This is a genomic window from Streptomyces sp. NPDC054783 (assembly GCF_053611725.1).
Genome location: NZ_JBSHAY010000011.1, coordinates 38,538 through 54,440, shown reverse-complemented (window position 1 = coordinate 54,440; position 15,903 = coordinate 38,538). Strand labels below are relative to the sequence as shown.

9 protein-coding genes and 1 pseudogene are annotated in these 15,903 nt (G+C 72.8%); 5 read left to right on the top strand and 5 right to left on the bottom strand.

What is annotated here, in order from left to right:
- Positions 1-428 precede the first annotated feature (428 nt).
- Positions 429-2,723 carry a DEAD/DEAH box helicase gene (locus ACWGJ5_RS20615; protein WP_453311104.1) on the top strand — a complete coding sequence of 765 codons (2,295 nt, stop codon included), beginning with the start codon at positions 429-431 and terminating at the stop codon, positions 2,721-2,723.
- Here ACWGJ5_RS20615 and ACWGJ5_RS20610 read toward each other — a convergent pair.
- The gene (locus ACWGJ5_RS20610) at positions 2,720-3,130 is read right to left on the bottom strand and encodes a DUF6221 family protein (protein WP_453311103.1); all 411 of its coding nucleotides are present in this window, start codon (positions 3,128-3,130) and stop codon (positions 2,720-2,722) included. The genes ACWGJ5_RS20615 and ACWGJ5_RS20610 overlap by 4 nt on opposite strands.
- On the bottom strand, positions 3,127-3,885 hold the full coding sequence (locus tag ACWGJ5_RS20605; RefSeq protein WP_453311102.1) for a PaaX family transcriptional regulator C-terminal domain-containing protein: 759 nt from the start codon (positions 3,883-3,885) through the stop codon (positions 3,127-3,129). Before ACWGJ5_RS20605 ends, ACWGJ5_RS20610 begins: the two co-directional genes overlap by 4 nt.
- A gap of 63 nt (positions 3,886-3,948) precedes the next feature.
- On the opposite strand from ACWGJ5_RS20605, the gene ACWGJ5_RS20600 reads away from it, so the two are divergent.
- A complete protein-coding gene (locus ACWGJ5_RS20600) occupies positions 3,949-5,631 on the top strand; it encodes a DNA alkylation response protein (RefSeq protein ID WP_453311101.1) in 1,683 nt (560 codons plus the stop codon).
- 168 nt (positions 5,632-5,799) lie between these two features.
- A complete protein-coding gene (locus ACWGJ5_RS20595; protein ID WP_453311100.1) occupies positions 5,800-7,785 on the top strand; it encodes a HEAT repeat domain-containing protein in 1,986 nt (661 codons plus the stop codon).
- Positions 7,786-8,110: 325 nt separating this feature from the next.
- Here ACWGJ5_RS20595 and ACWGJ5_RS20590 read toward each other — a convergent pair whose 3' ends face one another.
- Positions 8,111-8,701, bottom strand: coding sequence for an Rv1733c family protein (locus tag ACWGJ5_RS20590; RefSeq protein ID WP_453311099.1), 591 nt, complete (start codon positions 8,699-8,701; stop codon positions 8,111-8,113).
- A gap of 288 nt (positions 8,702-8,989) precedes the next feature.
- Here ACWGJ5_RS20590 and ACWGJ5_RS20585 point away from each other — a divergent pair, with 288 nt between their 5' ends.
- Positions 8,990-10,075, top strand: coding sequence for a WD40/YVTN/BNR-like repeat-containing protein (locus tag ACWGJ5_RS20585; protein ID WP_453311098.1), 1,086 nt, complete (start codon positions 8,990-8,992; stop codon positions 10,073-10,075).
- Positions 10,076-10,154: 79 nt separating this feature from the next.
- Positions 10,155-10,391: pseudogene (locus tag ACWGJ5_RS20580) on the top strand (uracil-DNA glycosylase); the annotation flags it as partial.
- A gap of 346 nt (positions 10,392-10,737) precedes the next feature.
- Here the strand turns inward: ACWGJ5_RS20580 and ACWGJ5_RS20575 are convergent.
- Together ACWGJ5_RS20575 and ACWGJ5_RS20570 are read right to left on the bottom strand one after the other, a co-directional pair.
- Complete coding sequence (locus tag ACWGJ5_RS20575) at positions 10,738-13,176, bottom strand: SpoIIE family protein phosphatase (RefSeq protein ID WP_453311097.1); 2,439 nt, start codon at positions 13,174-13,176, stop codon at positions 10,738-10,740.
- Between the two features lie 67 nt (positions 13,177-13,243).
- Positions 13,244-15,703: a SpoIIE family protein phosphatase gene (locus ACWGJ5_RS20570; protein WP_453311096.1), complete on the bottom strand. Its 2,460-nt coding sequence runs from the start codon at positions 15,701-15,703 to the stop codon at positions 13,244-13,246.
- Positions 15,704-15,903 lie beyond the last annotated feature (200 nt).

Below are 15,903 nucleotides of genomic sequence, written 5' to 3'. Positions count from 1 at the left end.
CGCACCGCGCGAGCGCCCCGCCACGTACGCCTCAGCGGCCACCGTGGAACAGCCGTTCGGGAACGCGCGAGGGCAGGACCCGGCAGTCCTCGGGGTTCAGGTGCAGCCAGTCCGCGGCCTGGAGGCCGGGCAGCGGCCGGTCGGGTGCCGAGGAGGCGCCTACGGATCGCCCCGCGCTCCCCCGCCGGGTCGTCGTCCAGCGTGTTGCCGCCGAACGGCGTGCGGATCGCCGCAGACCCGGATGCCCTGGGCGTGGGCGCGGACCGCGAAGTGCCGGTACCCGGCGATCAGGCCTCCGGACGGAAAGCGCCCCCGCATCCGGCCCCATCCAGGATGGAAGGCACCCCCCGCCAGGCCCCCTCCGCGACGGAAGGCGCCCGCCGTCGAGCCTCCCCCGGATGGAAGGATGAGGCGTGAGGGGAGGGCGGATGGGGCGTAGGGAGCGGGAGGCGGTCGCGCGGGCGGCTCGGCTGTACGAGGCCGCACAGGCGCTGGCCGACGACCACGGCAGGGCCGTCGAGGCGGTCCGCGCGGCGCTGCAGCCGATCCAGGACGCGGCGGTGGAGCAGGCGCTCGACGGCATCCCGGTGGCGCGGCTGCAGGACGCCACGGACGGGCGGCTGCGGCTGCGGCTGCGGCTGCGGCTGCGGCTGCGGCTGCGGCTGCGGCTGCGGCTGGGCAGTGTCGACAGGAGCGGACTGCGCACGGTCCGGCAGGTGCTCGAAGCCGGTCCCTACCGTTTGCGGCAGATCCCCGGAGTCGGTCAGCGCACCGCGGACCAGATCGTCGCGGCCGCACGGCAGCTGTCCGACGCCGTCCACGACACCGTCGCCGTACACATCGACGTCGACCGGCCGGAACCGCGGACCACGGCGCTGGTCATGGCCCTGCACGTCCTGGTGGAGGCGGGGCCCGACGCGCGCCGCGCGGTCGGCACCGCCGCCGAGCTGACGAAGCGGCTCGGCCCCCCGCTGGCCGACGCCCGCCCCGCCGCCGGGCGGCTGAGCATGCTGCTGGCCGGGCGGGCCGGGAAGGCCCGCGCGCTGGAGGCGGTCGAGGAACTGCGCACGCTGGTGGCGGAGGCGGTCGAGGCCGGTACCCCCGAGGCGCTCGCACAGGCGTCGGTCGACCTGTTGCGGGGTGCGTCGAGCGACCTCGCGGCCTGGGTCGACTTCGAACTGCGCTCCGCCGAGTACTACGGCCTGCTCGCCGAGATCTCCGGGCGCGCTCCGGACACGGCCGCCGCCGAGGGGTTCCTGCCCGACGGCACCGCCGAGCGGGTGCGGGGCCAGCAGCTCGACGACTCCGGGCTGCGCGTGTCGCTGCGCGGCTACCAGGCGTTCGGCGCCCGGTTCGCCCTGGCGCAGCGCAAGGTGATCCTCGGCGACGAGATGGGGCTCGGCAAGACCGTCCAGGCCATGGCCGCGCTGACGCATCTGGCCGCCGAAGGACAGAGCCACTTCATGGTCGTGTGCCCGGCGAGCGTCCTGGTGAACTGGACGCGCGAGATCGAGGCACGCACCTCGCTCCACGTCACGCCCCTGCACGGGACGGACCGGCACGAGGCGTTCGCCCACTGGAAGGGGCGGGGCGGCGTCGCCGTGACGACCTTCGACGCCCTGCGCGGTTTCCCGGCCCCCGGCGGGGGCGAGATCGGGATGCTGGTGGTGGACGAGGCGCACTGTGTGAAGAACCCCAAGGCCCTGCGCTCCCAGGCCGTGGCCCAGTGGGCCGGGCACTGCGAACGGGTCCTGTTCATGACGGGCACACCGATGGAGAACCGGGTCGCCGAGTTCCGCAACCTGGTCCGGATGCTCGAGGAGACCGTGGCCGAGCGCATCGGCGACGGCGCCGGACTCCCCGGCTCCGTGGCCTTCCGGAAGGCGGTCGCCCCGGTCTACCTGCGCCGCAACCAGGTGGACGTCCTCGCCGAACTGCCCGCCCTCCAGCAGACGGACGAGTGGGAGGAACCGAGCGCCTCGGACGAGGAGGCGTACCGTGAGGCGGTGCGTTCCGGCAACTTCATGGCGATGCGCAGGGCCGCGTACGCCCGCCCGGAGAGCTCCGCCAAACTGGTCCGGCTCCGCGAGATCGTGCAGGAGGCGGGCGAGAACGGGCTCAAGGTGGTGGTGTTCTCCAACTTCCGGGACGTCCTGGGCGTGGTGAAGGACGCGCTCCACGCCGCGTCGCGGGCCGGCTCTCCCGTCATAGGACCGCTCACCGGGAGTGTGCCGCCCGAGCGGCGCCAGTTGCTCGTCGACGAGTTCACGGCGGTGTCCGGTCCGGCGGTGCTGCTGGCGCAGATCCAGGCGGCGGGCGTCGGACTCAACCTCCAGGCCGCCTCCGTCGTGATCATCTGCGAGCCCCAGATCAAGCCCACCGTCGAACAGCAGGCGGTGGCACGGGCCCACCGCATGGGCCAGGTACGGCCGGTCCGGGTGCACCGGCTGCTGGCTCCGGGCGGCGTGGACGAGCGGCTGGTGGAGATGCTGCGCAGGAAGGTCCGCCTGTTCGACGCCTATGCCCGGCGCAGCGCGGTGGCGGAGTCGACGCCGGACGCCGTCGACGTGTCGGACACCGAGATGGCGCGCCGCATCGTCGCGGAGGAACAGCTCCGCCTGGGCTTCCCGACCGGCCCGGCGGTCGGCGAATCCGGTGACCTACCGCGGGCAGTCGGGGCATCCGGGGCACCAGGAGTCGAGGTCGCTCGAACGGCGGACTAAGGGCGCCAGGAGTCGTCGTATCCGGGATGTCCGGCGTACGGCACGGCGAGCAGGCGCAGCGTGGTGCAGGGCGAACGGGGAGGCTGGCCCTGCTGGCAGGTGCGGCACGTGCCGTCGTCCATCATGCGGTGCTCGTCCAACTGAGCCTGCTTCGCCTCGAGTTCGCACAGCACCCGGGCCGGATCGTGCCGGGCCACATGGGTGAGCAGCTGCACGGGATCGTCGCCGCCGAACTGCACCATGGGCGTGTGTGTGGTCCTGCCGTCCCAGGACGTGAGCACCTGCTCGATCTCGTCGGCCATGACGCCCCAGACCGCGCCTGGTGCACCGGCGATCGCGTCCCGGGCCACCCGCTCCTCCTCCTGGAACCGGGCGCGCAGGAAACGCACGAGAGTCACGGCGGTCATGCGGCACGCTCCCTTCGTCCCACCGACGCGGCCAACTCGCGCTGATAGCCGGCATAGGCCGCGCGCAGGGCCTCCCCGGGCCAGTCGGCGGGGACGAGCCGGGATGGCAGGACGGGGTCGGTGAGCAGGTGGCGTACGGCAGCGGCGTACCCGGTGAGCCGGTCCGCCGGGGTCCGGGCGGCCGCGGTGCGGGCGAGCAGGGTCCGCGCGGTGGCCGCCCAGGCGTCCAGCGGCCAGAGCCGGGCGACCAGCTCGTGCGCGGGCTCCTCGGGTAGCGCGGTGTACGTCTGAGCGACGGAGCTCAGCATCTCCGGCAGAGCACGCTCGAGGTTGGCCGGGCGCAGCCATACGCCCTCGCGGAGTTCCGCCAGGCGCGACGCGGCCAACCGGGCGCGCAGATCGGCGCGTTCGGCGGGGCCGCGGCCGGTCGCCGTGATCACCACCATCTCCCAGTCGCCGTCCCACGCGCGCGTGCCCGGCCGAAGCCCCTCGTCCTGGTGCTGCTGGCGCGCCAGCAGCCGGTCGCTGAGCCGGTACACGGCGTCGGTGCGGCGCAGGTCCCCCGCGGTCACCATCCGGCTCAGCGCCGCCCGCAGCGTGGAGCCGCCGACACCGAAGGGCTCCACCAGCCGGACCAGGTCCTTCACCGGCATCTCCGCCGGGTGCGCGCCGAGGAGCAGGCTCAGCACGACCGACCGCGCGGACAGCGGCCGCAGGCCTGCCTCCTCCGGCTCGGGCGAGACGTTCATGGGCATGGACACGTACTGTACGTGCACCTACTTGTTGCAGTATTGCTACGGTCGCAGCGAGAGTGCAACATGCTCCCTATGGTCTCGATTCCCGCGCAGTCGCCTGCGCAGCCGCAGCCCCAGTACGCCACGCACGAGGTCACCAACCAGGCCCCGCCCCTGGCCCCGTACGACGCTTCCGACGATCCGGCCCTGCTGGAGGGGCTGCGCCGGGAGGGCGCCGGGTGGGCCGAGGACGGCATCCGGCGCCTGGGGGTGCGCGCGGGCAGCGCCGAGGCACAGGAGTGGGGTGAGCTGGCGAACCGGCACGAGCCGGTCCTGCGCACCCACGACCGCTACGGCCACCGGGTCGACGAGGTGGAGTTCCATCCCAGCTGGCACCACCTCATGCGCACGGCGGTCGCCGAGGGCCTGGCCGGCGCCCCGTGGGCGGACGAGCGGCCCGGCGCCCACGTGGCCCGCAGCGCGGGCGGGCTGGTGTGGGGCCACACGGAGGCCGGGCACGGCTGCCCGACGTCGATGACGTACGCCGCCGTGCCCGCGCTGCGCGCACAGCCGGATCTGGCCAAGGTCTACGAGCCGCTGCTCACCAGCCGGGAGTACGACCCGGAGCTGCGGGTGCCGAGCGGGAAACCGGGTCTGCTGGCGGGGATGGGCATGACCGAGAAGCAGGGCGGGTCGGACGTCCGGACGAACACCACCGTGGCCACGCCCACCGGGGAGCCCGGTGTGTACACGCTGCGCGGGCACAAGTGGTTCACGTCGGCGCCGATGTGCGACGTGTTCCTCGTGCTCGCGCAGGCCCCGGGCGGTCTGTCGTGCTTCCTTGTGCCGCGGGTACTTCCGGACGGCAGCCGCAACACCTTCCGCATCCAGCGCCTGAAGGACAAACTCGGCAACCGCTCCAACGCCTCGTCCGAGCCGGAGTTCGACCGGACGGTGGCCTGGCTGGTCGGGCCGGAGGGCCGGGGTGTGAAGACCATCATCGAGATGGTCAACTGCACCCGGCTGGACTGTGTGATGTCCTCGGCGACCCTGATGCGCAAGACGCTGGTCGAGGCGGGGCATCACACCCGGCACCGCAGCGCGTTCGGCGCCCGGCTGATCGAGCAGCCGCTGATGCGCAACGTCCTGGCCGACCTGGCGCTGGAGTCGGAGGCGGCGACGACGCTCACGCTGCGGCTGGCCGGCGCGGCCGACCGCGCGGTGCGCGGGGACGCCGGAGAGCGGGCCTTCCGGCGGATCGCCACCGCCGTCGGCAAGTACTGGGTCACCAAGCGGGGCCCGGCGTTCACCGCCGAGGCCCTGGAGTGCCTGGGCGGCAACGGCTATGTCGAGGACTCCGGCATGCCCCGGCACTACCGGGAGGCTCCGCTGCTGTCGATCTGGGAGGGCTCGGGCAACGTCAACGCCCTCGACGTGCTGCGTGCCCTCGGCCGTGAACCGGACAGCGCCGAGGCCCTGTTCGCCGAACTCGCCCTCGCCCGCGGGGCCGACGCCCGCCTGGACACGACGGTGGCCGCGCTCAAGGACCAGTTGGCCGAAACGGACCAGGTGGGCGCCCGTCGGCTGGTCGAGCGGATGGCGCTCGCGCTGCAGGCCTCCCTGCTGGTCCGGCACGCCCCGCACCCGGTCGCGGACGCCTTCTGCGCGAGCCGGCTGGGCGGCGACTGGGGGCACGCGTTCGGCACGCTGCCCTCCGGGACCGACCTCGGCACGATCCTCGAGCGGGCCCTGCCCGACCTGAACTGACCCCCTTCCACCAGGCGGCGGTGTTCCTCTCGGCGGGCGACTGCGGGCGGTTTGCGCCCTGGCCGGTGACAGCCGACGAATCGCACACAGTCAGCGCGCAACTCCGGTCCGCTGTCAGTGCCGTGGTGCACACTCGCGATCAGGTGGCACTCGCCTGGGGAGGACAACGTGTTCACGGGGATCGACGAGGTCGACTGGGCCTCGCTGCGGCACGCGTACGGCAGCGCGGAGGACGTGCCCGACTGGTTACGGGCGCTGGCGTCCGCGGACACCGCCGAGCGGGCGACCGCGCTCGACGGGATGTACGCCGCGCTGCACCACCAGGGGTGCGTGTACGACTCGACGCTCGCCTGCGTCCCGTTCCTGCTCTCGCTCGTGGCCCGCGAGGAGGTGCCGGACCGGGGCGGCATCGTGGAACTGCTGGTCGGCATCGGCGCGGAGAGCGTGGACGGGGACCCGCGCGCACGGGAGGCCGTGTGCGCGGGGGCCGAGGTCTTCGTCCGGCTCACAGGGGACCGGGACCCGGCGGTGCGCCGGGCGGCCGCCCAGGCCCTCGTGCACTTCCTGGCCGTGCCCACGAGGGTCCTGGACCTGTTACGGCAGCGGCTGCGGGCCGAGCGGGACGACGGGGTCCTGCTCGCCCTCCCGGAGGCCCTCGCCCTGTTCGTCCGCCGGCACCCCGCGCACGCCGACGCCGCGGTGGACCTGCTGGCCGAGCAGAGCGCGCCGCCGTACGCGCCGGGGCTGCGGCTCGCCGCGCTCGGCCAGTTGGCGCTCGTCGCACCCGCCCGGCTGCCCGCCGACCTGGTGCCGACGGCGGTCCGGCTGCTGTGGGAGCGCTCCGCGCACCGCGCCCGCGTCCCCGAGCCCTGCGCCGCCGACTCCCTCGTCGGGCGCATACGGCGGCTGCGCCCGTCCGACGAGGAGGGCTCCCGGCTGCTGCGCACCCTGCACACCGCGCTCGGCGACCGCGTGGTCGACCGGATCGCGCTCCTCGGCGGGCAGTTGACCGGCGCGGACCCGGTGGACCGGTGCCATGGCGTGTGGATGGCGGCGGCGCTGCTGCGCGGCTGGCGCGGCGACCACGGCGGCACGGTCCGGCTGCTCGGCGCTCAACTGGCGTCGGAGCAGGACTGGTTGCGGGACGCGGCGGTCGCCGTGCTGGCGGAGCTGTTCGTGCTGGCGGCGCCCGCCGCGGACGACCTGCACACCCTGGTGTGCGCGCGGCCCGACCTGTGGACGCACCGCGTGGAGCGCGACTCCCGCACGCTCGGCGGTCCGCTCAAGGCGCTGGCCAGGAGCGGCGATCCGCGGGCGGTCCCGGCCCTGGCCCATCTGCTGGCCGGCCCTGCCGCACCGGTGGACCTGGGGTTCGCACTGGCCCACCTGGGCGCCGCCGCGGCCCCGCTCGCCCCCGCGGTGCGGCACCGGCTCGGCCGGATTCCCCCGGCCTCTCCCTCCGCCGCCCGGCTCGCCGCCCCGCTGCTGGCGGCGGTCGGCGCCGTCGGGGACGAGGACGCCGTTCCGGAGATGCTGCGGCTGCTGTCGGGCTGCCCCGGCGGACCGGGGGCGCGGGACGACGCGGTCGCGGGCCAGGTCATCGCAACGCTGGAGGTGCTGGGCGCCACCGCGCGGGCGGTACCGGCCCTCCGCGTGCTCCTGGGCACCCGGCATGCCTCCGCGGCCGCCGGTGCGCTCTGGTCGGCGCAACAGGACGCCTCCGCCGTACTCCCGGTGCTGCTGCGGGAGTTGACCCAGGGTGATCCGGCGGGCCGGCGCCTGGCCGCCGTTCAGCTCGGCCGTCTGGGGCCCGCCGCGCGCGCCGCGCTGCCCGCGCTGCGCCGCATGGCCCGGTCGCGGTCCGTGCGGGAGCGGGTGCCGGCCGCGTGCGCGCTGTGGCGCATCGACGCGGATCCCGAGCCGGTCCTGCCGGTGTTCCGGGAGGCCTGGGCCGAGGACCCGCACAGCCGCCGCCCGATCGCCCGGTGCCTGACCGCGATGGGTCCGGCCGCCGCGCCGCTTCGGCGCCTGGCAGAAGCGGAACTATCCGCTCCGCGCCGCCACCTGGCCCCTGTGGCCGGAAGCGGCGGACAGGGCATACCGGAGGACGAGGCACTGCTGAGCGCGTGCCGGGAGGTGCTGGCGGGGTGCTAGTGGATTGGGGGCAGACACTCTCCCGATCGCGCGAGTGCGTGGATCGGAGCCGTCCGACTCGAAGGCGACGATGCCCCAACGCGGCGAATTCCACGGCGAGTTGTGGTGGAACTCGTCCGTGACGGCCTTGTCGGCGGCACGGGCGACGCCGGTCCCCGCCGTGTCGCTGCTCGGCAGGCCTCGGCGACCAGGCCTCCCTGGTCCGTGCCTCGATTCGGGAAAGACACCCGATCCTGACAACGCGTCGGCCGGGCAACGAGACTGACAGTCCTCCGGGCGCCCCCGGTCCCCAGCCGGACCAGGGGCCCGAGGCCGCCGGCCGTGGTCAGACCATCCGTCCCCACTGGGGTCCGAGCCGCGCCCACTCCGTGTCCCAGGCGTGCATGCGGCGGCGTTCCAGACGGCCGCGCAGGGCGAGGCCGCCGACGAAGGGGACGGCCGCCGCGCTCACGCCCACGAGGCAGCCGATCAGGGTGCCCCGGAAGGCGGCCTCTGCGGCGGAGGCGGGACGGTCGACGAGCCGGCCCTGGGGGTCGGTCCAGACCGTGACCGGCGCGCCCGACCTGCTGCCGGGCTGCACCCGGACCTGACCGGTGTGGGCGGAGCCGTCGGCCGTGGTCCAGCCCACCTTGGCCCAGACGCGTTCACCGGCGGAGGCGTGACGGTGCGTGGGGGAGGTTCCGGGGGCCCGTCCCATCACATGGGCGACGACGGGACGCCAGGCCGCCCGCTCTCGCGCGAGTCCGTCCTCCACCGTCCCGGCCGCCACGAGGCCTGCCGAGACCCCCGCCAGAACGGTCAGCAGCCAGGCGCCGAGCAGCACCCAGGCCTCCACCACGTCGGCCCGGCGTTTGAGCGGGTTGCGCCGCCAGCGCCACAGCCACACCTTCGGACCACGGAACGCCTTCAAAGGCATCCTCCTCACGAGCGCACCGACCGGCCGGACCGCCCTCCCATACGCGGGAGATCGCTCCGTTGCTCACGACGAGCCGTCTCCCCGACGGTCGCACGAGACGCCCCTCTCGCGCAGTCGCATACCGCAACGGGCCCTGGCCGATCTTCGTCACAGGCCGACGACACCGCAGTGACCTGCGGAAACGTGCACACCTGGGGAGACTGTCAGTGGTGGGGTGCACACTGGCCGATAACTGACGACTACCTGTCTCACGACTACCTGGACGAAGGCGTCCCGGAGGTGATCGGCATGACCGAAGTACTGCTGGCGGTGGGCACCCGCAAAGGCCTGTTCATCGGGCGGCGCAGGGGCGGCACCTGGGAGTTCGACGACAGTCCGTATTTCAACGCGCAGGCGGTCTACTCGGTCGCCATCGACACCCGGGAGGACCGGCCGCGGCTGCTGGCGGGCGGCGACAGCGCGCACTGGGGCCCGTCGGTCTTCCACTCCGACGACCTCGGCCGCACCTGGACCGAACCGCCGCAGCCGGCAGTCAAGTTCCCCCAGGACACCGGCGCCTCCCTGGAGCGCGTCTGGCAGCTGCACCCGGCCGCCGCGGAGCCCGGCGTGGTGTACGCGGGCACGGAACCGGCGGCACTGTACCGCTCGGAGGACCGCGGCGAGAGCTTCGAACTGGTCCGGCCGCTGTGGGAGCATCCGACGCGCTCACGGTGGGTCCCGGGCGGCGGCGGTGAGGGCCTGCACACCGTGGTCACCGACGCCCGCGATCCCCGTGCGGTGACCGTGGCCGTCTCCACGGCCGGGGTGTTCCGCTCCGCCGACGGCGGTGCGAGCTGGGCGCCGTCCAACTCCGGCGTGTCCGCGGTCTTCCTGCCGGACCCGAACCCGGAGTTCGGCCAGTGCGTGCACAAGATCGCCAAGGACGCGGGCGACCCGGACCGGCTGTATCTGCAGAACCACTGGGGGGTGTACAGAAGCGACGACGCGGGCGCGCACTGGACCGACATCGGCACGGATCTGCCGTCCACGTTCGGCTTCGCGGTGGCCACCCATCCGCGCCGGGCCGACACGGCGTACGTGTTCCCGATCAACGCCGACGCGGACCGGGTGCCCGCCGAGCACCGCTGCCGGGTCTTCCGCACCGCGGACGCGGGCCGGACCTGGGAGCCGCTGTCCAAGGGTCTGCCCGAGGAGGACCACTACGGCACGGTGCTGCGGGACGCCCTGTGCACCGACGACGCCGACCCGGCGGGTGTCTACTTCGGCAACCGCAACGGCGAGGTGTTCGCCTCGGCCGACGACGGCGACAGCTGGCAGCAGCTGGCGTCGCATCTGCCGGACGTGCTGTGCGTGCGGGCGGCGGTGATCGGCTGACACGGGCGGGGTGGGCCGCAGGGGCATCGCCGCCGGGCATCGGCCATCGGTTGATCACCGGGCCGTGTGCGGCAGTGGGGTGACGTCCGCGGCACCACGACCCTTGCATGAAATCGTCGAACCGGGCTGGGCGAAGGTCCTCGAACCCGTCGCGGAACGGATCGCCGGGATGGGTGACTTCCTGCGCGCGGAGATCGTCGCGGGACGCACCTACCTGCCCGCCGGGCCCAACGTCCTGCGGGCCTTCCAGCAGCCGTTCGACGACGTACAGGTCCTGATCGTCGGTCAGGACCCGTATCCGACCCCCGGGCACGCGAAAGTCGGATGTCGGGTACGAGCCGGGGCTCCTCTTCGGGACAAGTCGTAGGGCCTTGTAGGCGGTCTTCCGCGAAGTCCAGTTGGGCGGCGACAAGGCACTTTCGCTTTCCCGATAAAGGCTTGGGCACCACCGCAAGTGAATCGCGCAGGCTGCAGAACCCCACATGTAGGCAGGAGGGCTATCCGGTAGGGCGCCCGGTGTTCCACCACACCCAGTTGTGGCGGTCCGGCGTCAACGACGACTGGATGTCGGCAGCGTGGAGTCGCCCGTGGTAGTTCCGGCGGCGCCTACCGGAGTCGCTGAGCGAGTTGCGCGACCCGAGTGTGATGGACACAGGGCGTGATCAGTTGGCGCGCGCGATGGGCTGTTCGGACCAGATGGTCTTGTGGTTCTGGCCATGGCGGCAGCCCCAGCGCTCGGCGAGTTGGGCGACGAGGAACAGGCCGCGTCCGCCCTCGTCGGTGGTGCGAGCGCGGCGCAGACGGGGTTGGGCGGTGTTGGCGTCGGTGACCTCACAGACCAGTGCATCGTGGCGGATCAGTCGCAGATCCGCCGGCGGACGGCCGTAGCGGATCGCGTTGGTGACCAGTTCACTGACGATGAGTTCGGTGGGGAAGATGAGGTCGTCCAACCCCCACGCGGTGAGTTGGCGGGTCGCCCATGCCCGGGCATCCGAGACAGCAGCCGGATCGGCCGGTATCTGCCAGTGAGCGGTGTCCTCGGCCGGCACGGCGCGGGTACGTGCCAGCAGCAGGGTCGCGTCGTCACGTGGTGCTTCGTCCACCAGGGCGTCGAGGAGGGCCATGCCGGTCTCGTCCAGGGCACGGTCCGGGCGGCAGGAGGTGGCGAGGGCATCGGTCAGCCGCCGGAGCCCGTCGTCGCCGTCGTGCGCGCCGCGGTGGACCAGGCCGTCGGTGTAGAGCGCGAGGACGCTGCCCGGCTCGAGGTCGATCGTGGTTGTCTCGTACGGCATGCCGCAGACGGCGAGGGGCGGCCCTGGGGAAACGTCGACGGCTTGAGTCGACCCGTCGGGCCGTACGAGCACGGGCGACGGGTGCCCTGCACTGGCCATGGCACAGCGTCGGGTCACCGGGTCGTAGACCGCGTACAAGCAGGTGGCGCCCATGACGTCGTGGTCGCCGGGTGGAGCTTCCGCCGCGAGGCGCTGGACCAGGTCGGCGATCCGGGTGAGCAACTCGTCCGGCTCCAGTTCGAGGTCGGCGAGGGTCTGGATGGCGGCGCGCAGACGGCCCATGGTGGCGCTTGCGGGTATGCCGTGGCCGATCACGTCTCCGGCGACGAGGGCCAGCCGGAGAGAGGGCAGGGGGATGGCGTCGTACCAGTCGCCGCTCGTGCCCGCCCCACGGCCTGTGGGCAGGTAGACGCCGGCGGTCTCGGCTGCCGGAGTGTCGGTCGTGGGCGGGGGAAGGAGTCTTTGCTGTAGGGCCATGGCCGCTCTGTGCTCGCGTGTGTAGCGGCGGGCGTTGTCGATGGCGAGTGCTCCCCGTGAGGCGATCTGCCTCATGAGATCCACCTCGTCCTCGGTGAACGGATCGGATGGGCCGGTGCGCCGGACGACGATCGCGCCGAGGGTGAGGCCGTGGGCGTGCAGCGGTGCCACCATTACCGCGTGGGTGTCCTGCGGGAGGAACTCCTCGACCCACTGTGAGCCGCCGATCAGGGCGATGTAGTCGTCCCGGCCGTAGACGACCGTCTCGCCGTGCTGGAAGCGGAGCAGGAGGGGGTGGCCGGACAGGGGTGGGACGAGGTTGCCGCGCTGGATGCCGGGCGGCCAGGCCGCGGTGGTCGGCGCCAGGGCCGCGATGCGCAGATGCAGATCTCCTCCGCCCAGGCGCTCAACGGGTTCGTCACCGTCGAAGACGGCGTGCGCAAGGTCGACTGCGGCGAGATCACCGAAGGTGGGTACAAGGACGTCCGCGAGATCCTGCGCGGTCCGCACGACGTCCAGGGACCCTCCCACGCGCTCGGCAACCTCTTGGGCGAGATCCAGTTGTCGGCGGGCACGCAGTTGGTCGGTGTCGTCTATGTACAGGGCTGCGACCCCGGCGGGGCGTCCTCGCGCGTCCTCCAGGCGGAAGGCGGACAGCGACAGCGCGTGCCGCCGCGCCTGATGATGCCGCCAGCTCACTCGCTGGTTCCTGTGGATCACCGGGACGCCCGTCTCGAGCACCTGCCGCAGTACCGCCTCGATACTCTCGGCGTCCTCGGCGCACAGCACGTCGCCCAGTCGGGCGCCGGGCTGTATGGGACGGCCGTCGGGAGTGTCCGGCATGGCGTTTGTCTGCACGGTGGTGAGATCCGTGTCGTGCAGGGCGATCGTGATCCGGTTCTGCGCGGACAGTGCGCGCAGGAGCGCTGCGCCGTGCTGGCGGTCGGTTACGTGAGGGGTGGGCGCCGCGAGCACGAGGAAGTCCGCCGAGCCCTTGACCCGTGTGGTCCGGAATGTGACGTCGATCGTGCTGCCGCACTGGTGTCGCAGTCGTACCCGGCCGGTGGCCGGCCATTGCGTGACCCTGCGTGGGTCGTGCGGGAGGTCGGCCACCAGTTCCTGCACGGGGCGGCCGTGGACCTCGTCGGCGCAGAACCCGGTCAGGTCCTGTGCCGTGCCGGTCCACCCCACCACCGTGCCACGATCGTCCAGCACGGCTGCGGCCAGACCGTCGAAGGCGGGCAGCCTGCCGCCGGGGCCGGCGCCGACGATGCTCGTCGCGCCTTGGGAGGCGTCGGCCGGGTCGGCGTTTGCAACATTCGATGTGTCCATGTCTCTGGCTTCCATTACGAGGGTCCGCGGCTACGGGAGAAGGGGATCCTGTGACGGCTGTCGGCGCTCAGACGGCGCCGGCTGTGGAGGGCAGGTCTTGTTCGGCCCAGACGACCTTGCCGTCTGCTGCTGAGCGGGAACCCCACCTGCGCGACAGTCGCGCGACCAGGTACAGGCCGCGGCCGTGCTCGTCGAGAGTGCGGGGATGACGGGGGCGTGGTTGGCCGGTGTTGGTGTCGGAGACCTCACACGTCAGGACCCGGTGCTGGATGAGCCGCAGGCGGCTCGGGCCGCCGCCGTGCCGGATCGCGTTGGTGACCAGTTCACTGACGATCGACTCCACGGGCGTCACCAGCGGCTCCAGACCCCATTGCCTGAGCTGACGGGCGGCCAGGTGCCGGGCTGTCGGGACGGTGACGAGTTCGTTCGGCAGGTCCCACGAGGCGACCTGGGAGGGCTTCAGTGCGCGGGTCCGCGCGAGGAGCAAGGTGACGTCGTCGGCTGATGCCCGAGTCGGCAAGGTCTTCATCGCCCGAGAGCACAGGTCCTCCAGGGAGGCACCGGGCTGTGCCAGGGCGGCGCCGAGGCGCTGCAGGCCGACGTCGATGTCCTCGACGCGGGACTCGATCATGCCGTCGGAGTAGAAGGCGAGGACACTTCCTTCGGGCAGGTCCAGTTCCACGGACTCGAAAGGCACCAGGCCGAGACCCAGGCCCAACGGGGCCCCGGCGGGCAGGTCGGGGACCGTGACCCTGCCCTGCGCGTCGACGACCAGGGGCGGTGGATGCCCGGCCCGCGCCAGCGCGCACCGTCGGGTGACCGGGTCGTAGACGGCGTACAGGCAGGTGGCACCCACCACCGTTTGGACCGGGTCGGAGACGTCGCCGTCTTCGTCGTTCAACCGCCGGACCGTGTCGTCGAGGTGCGCCAGCAGTTCGTCCGGCGGCAGGTCGAGGTCCGCGAGCGTGCGTACGGCGGTGCGGAGCCTGCCCATGGTCGCCGCGGCGTTGATGCCGTGTCCGACCACATCGCCGACGACCAGGGCCACCCGCGCGCCGGACAGCTCGATCACGTCGAACCAGTCACCTCCCACGCCGTGATCCGTGTCGGCCGGCACGTAGCGCGAGGCCACCTCGACGGCGGCACCGCCCCGCACATGGTGGGGAAGCAGGTCGCGTTGCAGGGTGAGGGCCGCGGTGCGCTCGCGCGCGTACTGGAGGGCATTGTCCAGGCAGAGCGCGGCCCGGGTGACGAGTTCTTCCGCGAGGAGCAGGTCGTCCTCCTGGAACGGCGTCTGTTCCTCGGAGCGGCCGAACAGCGCCAGTCCCAGCACGCTGCGCCGCGCACGGATGGGTACGACCATCAAGGAGTGGACGCCGCTGTCGCGGACCTTCTGCGCCCGCTCCGGTTCGCGGTCGGCCCATGGGCCGGTGGGGTCCAGCACCGGTTCCAGATGGGACCTGCCCGTGCGCAGGGCACTGGCGAACGCCGAGTCCGGGTGGGCGTGGATCACCTCTTCCCGCACCCACGGCAACTCCAGGATCCCCAGATCGATGGTGGCCACACCGGCACGTCGCAGCAGAGGGGGACGGCCGCTCGTCGTGCCCATCGGCACCGAGGGCTCCACGCCGAACGGTACCGACTCCACCAGGTCGACGAGGGCGTGGTCGGCCAGCAGGGGCACGGCGAGCTCGGCCAGTTCCTGCCCGGTCTGCATGACGTCGAGGGTGCTGCCGATGCGCGTACTCGCCTCGCTGAGGATGGCCAGGCGCTCGCGCGCCCGCCGGTTCCCGGTGGCGTCCACGGTCATGGAGCACACTCCCATTGCCGCGCCGTCCGCGTCCTGGAGGCAGAAGAACGAGGCCGAGAACGCATGCTCACGGCGCCCGTCAGACGGCGGCCACGCCCGGAACTCGTGGACCATCGTGGTACCGCTCTGCAGCACCTGCCGCATCACCACCTCGAGCGCTTCGGCCTCCACGGCGGGCAGCGAGTCCTTAAGACGGCGTCCGAACCGCCGGTCACGGGGAATGCCGTCGTGATGCTCCATGGCGTCGTTCACCCAGGTACAGCGCAACTGCGGGTCGTACACGACGATGCCGATCGGTGCATGGGCAAGGAGCGACTCCCGCACCGGTCCGTCGGCAGGCCCCGAGGACAGGGCGCCTACGTCGGTCACGGACACCAGCCACCGGGTGCCGGCGTTCTGTCCCCACAACAGCGAGACCCGCAGCGACATTTTGAGCGTGTGGCCGTCGCGGTGGCGGACCGCGGCGGTGCCGGACCAGCCACTTTGGGCACGGCACTGCTCGGCGCACAGCGAAGCCCTTCGGGTCTCCTCTGGGGGCGGCAGCACGTGCGCGGCGGATCGGCCCACCACTTCCGCGGCCGAGTACCCGACAAGTTGTTCAGCTGCCTGCGTCCACGCCGCCACCGTCCCGTCCGCATCGATCACCGCTATCGCCGCGTCCGGTATCTCGCCCGGGCTCACCGGCTTGGCGAGTGGCGTGTGGTCGGTATTCGTCATCGTGGTCGATCCCCTTCAGTGCGGAGGTGAGGGAGTGCCGGCATGTGGGCTCGGCCGCCCGGTCTGTAGCCGTGGTGGACGGTGATGGGCAGGAGGCGGAGACCCCGGGTGGTACCGGGAGCCGGAGTTTGCGGTGCGGCGCGCGACCTCGCCGCTGCCCTGTGACCCGCCTCCCGGCATCCGCCAACCTTGTACCGTTT

What these genes read in the sequence shown, in the direction of transcription:
- ACWGJ5_RS20615 (WP_453311104.1), top strand. Translation starts at nt 429, where the DNA reads ATGGGGCGTAGGGAGCGGGAGGCGGTCGCGCGGGCGGCTCGGCTGTAC.
- ACWGJ5_RS20610 (WP_453311103.1), bottom strand. Translation starts at nt 3,130, where the DNA reads ATGACCGCCGTGACTCTCGTGCGTTTCCTGCGCGCCCGGTTCCAGGAG.
- ACWGJ5_RS20605 (WP_453311102.1), bottom strand. Translation starts at nt 3,885, where the DNA reads ATGCCCATGAACGTCTCGCCCGAGCCGGAGGAGGCAGGCCTGCGGCCG.
- ACWGJ5_RS20600 (WP_453311101.1), top strand. Translation starts at nt 3,949, where the DNA reads ATGCTCCCTATGGTCTCGATTCCCGCGCAGTCGCCTGCGCAGCCGCAG.
- ACWGJ5_RS20590 (WP_453311099.1), bottom strand. Translation starts at nt 8,701, where the DNA reads ATGCCTTTGAAGGCGTTCCGTGGTCCGAAGGTGTGGCTGTGGCGCTGG.
- ACWGJ5_RS20585 (WP_453311098.1), top strand. Translation starts at nt 8,990, where the DNA reads ATGACCGAAGTACTGCTGGCGGTGGGCACCCGCAAAGGCCTGTTCATC.
- ACWGJ5_RS20575 (WP_453311097.1), bottom strand. Translation starts at nt 13,176, where the DNA reads ATGGACACATCGAATGTTGCAAACGCCGACCCGGCCGACGCCTCCCAA.
- ACWGJ5_RS20570 (WP_453311096.1), bottom strand. Translation starts at nt 15,703, where the DNA reads ATGACGAATACCGACCACACGCCACTCGCCAAGCCGGTGAGCCCGGGC.